1 protein-coding gene and 1 pseudogene are annotated in these 1,542 nt (G+C 66.5%); one reads left to right on the top strand and one right to left on the bottom strand.

Going from position 1 to position 1,542, the window contains the following annotated elements:
* A partial coding sequence (locus AB0J67_RS41065) for a hypothetical protein (RefSeq protein ID WP_363491232.1) occupies positions 1-378 on the top strand: 378 nt, incomplete at its 5' end.
* A gap of 58 nt (positions 379-436) precedes the next feature.
* Here AB0J67_RS41065 and AB0J67_RS41060 read toward each other — a convergent pair.
* A pseudogene (locus tag AB0J67_RS41060) lies at positions 437-1,246 on the bottom strand (IS5 family transposase); the annotation flags it as partial.
* Positions 1,247-1,542: the final 296 nt, after the last annotated feature.

The raw sequence follows: 1,542 nt of genomic DNA, 5'->3' as shown, positions 1-1,542 counted from the left end.
CCGCTGCACCGTCAGCAAGACCGGCACCATCGCGCAGGCGATCCTGGCCCTACACCACGCGACATCGACGCCGATCAGGATGAAATGACCTCACTGTGGATCGAGCCGCTCGGCGAGGACCGCTGGCTCCGACCGGGCGAGAGGTTCGTCATCCGGTCCGACTATTCCGGTAACGAGTCAGCCTTCACCGTCCAGTACTGGGTGAACGCCGATGACCGTGCCGTCGGCGTCGAGAACGTGACGGTCTGGATCGACGAAGGAGATGTCTATCCAGAGGTCGTCGACGGTGAAGGCCGGGTCATCGAATGCGGTCATCAGCGACCTGCCGAGATCGACGCGAAGTGGCGGGCCCAGATGACGCAGACTCCTCCGGCCTAGGTTGCGCCGCCGGCTGTCTGCAGGTGGCGGAGGGTCGGAGTCGGCCGGTGCGGTGGTAGCGGGCCAGGCGTCGAGTCATGACGATGACCATGGCCCACTGGACCATCGCGGCGTGATGCTCGGGGTGGCGCTCGTAGTCCCGGACGGTGCGTCGGCAGCGTGTGATCCATGACAAGGTCCTCTCCACCACCCATCTGCGGTGCAGGACCTGGAAGCCGACCTGGTCGGCGAGTTTGCGGATGATCTCCACGGCCAGGCCGAGGGTGGCGGTGGCCCAGTCGACGAGTTGACCTGCGTATCCGGCATCGGCCCAGAGCTTGATCACGCCGGTGAAGCAGGTGCGCAGTGCCCACAGCAGGGCGCGGGCGGCGTCGCGGTCTTGGACGGCGCCGGTGGTTACCAGGATGATCAGCAGCAGGCCGGTGGTGTCCACGACGATGTGGCGCTTGCGTCCGTTGACCTTCTTGCCCGCGTCGTAGCCGCGGCTGGTCTTGGCGACGGTCTCGGCCGCGCGTACCGACTGTGAGTCCATGATCGCCGCTGTCGGGGTGGCGTTGCGGCCTTCGGCGAGGCGGACCTGTTCGCGCAGGCCGTCGTGCAGGCGGGTGAGGGTGCCGTCGCGGGTCCAGGTGCGGAAGTAGTGGTAGACGGTCGGCCAGGGCGGGAAGTCGACCGGCAGTGCACGCCAGACGCAGCTGTTGTGGTCGAGGTAGCGGATCGCGTCGACGATGTCGCGACGCGAGTAGGTCACCGGGCGTCCGCCCTGGTCTCCGGTGCCGCCGACGGGCAGGTATGGGGCGATGAGCTGCCATTCTGTGTCGGTGGTGTCGGAGGGGTAGCGGCGCAGGCGGGTTGTGGGCAGGTGCACTGCGCCGGGTGTCGGGGGTGCGGCAGGAGCCTGGCCGCAGACCAGGTAGAAAGACACGGTAGGGCCTTCAGGGGTGGCATGGCTTCGACAACCACAGCCGTACCTGAAGGCCCTACCTCGTGTCCGTCCGACACACCGAGACCGATTCGGATTACCGCGCCATCAGCTGCGATCAGCCCGACTGACCTGGTTCTTCAACGGGCACTTACGATCTTGTGCGCAATAGCTGACGGTGGCGGTTGCTGGTCCGATCGCAGATCCTTTTTGGATGCCGCGTCGATGGGCTCGTCGTGTCT

Source organism: Catellatospora sp. NPDC049609, assembly GCF_040675365.1.
Lineage (GTDB): Bacteria > Actinomycetota > Actinomycetes > Mycobacteriales > Micromonosporaceae > Catellatospora.
This window is presented reverse-complemented; position numbering and strand designations above follow the sequence as displayed.